Here is a 577-nt window from a genome sequence, read left to right as displayed (position 1 = left end):
TTGTACCGTGCCAAGAACACCAATATCCGCAGAGGCTGTCACACCGGCAAAGGTTTTTTCATGTGTTTCTTGTGCATTAGAGGTATCATCAGCTGCTGAAAACGTCACGTTATTGCCTGCATCGATGTTGACATCACGGTCTGCCGAAACATTTGCCACTTGTAAATTCACATCATTGCCGGCATTGATCTGTACATCTTTACCCGCATTAAAATTGGATTGAACATTGAACTTTTCCCATTGATCGCCCGTATCTTTATTGCTCTCAACCCCAACACCAATAGAGGCACCACTTTTGTTCTTTTCAAACTGAATCCCAAAGCCTGTGCGTTCTTCCTTTGTGTTTGCGCTATGACGATTATGACCAGGCAAAACATTCACATTATGGGCTGCTGAAAGCTTAATATCTTCCTCTGCGCTAAAGTCAGAACCAACCACTTTCACATCTTCTTTTTTGGCGGTGATGATGATATTTTTACCATTGAGCAAAGAGCCTTGATGTTCAAAGCTTTCTTCATTCTCTGTCTTTTCCTCACTCCCATATATCGAAACAAAACCCTTGCCTGATCCCACACCA

General features: G+C 42.6%; 1 protein-coding gene. It reads right to left on the bottom strand.

The features are described from left to right. The coding region (locus CEV08_RS09335; RefSeq protein WP_143434480.1) for a hemagglutinin repeat-containing protein at positions 1–577 on the bottom strand (577 nt) is incomplete at both ends.

This window comes from Bartonella tribocorum, from assembly GCF_002778015.1.
In the GTDB taxonomy this organism is placed as follows: Bacteria; Pseudomonadota; Alphaproteobacteria; order Rhizobiales; family Rhizobiaceae; genus Bartonella; species Bartonella tribocorum_B.
This window is presented reverse-complemented; position numbering and strand designations above follow the sequence as displayed.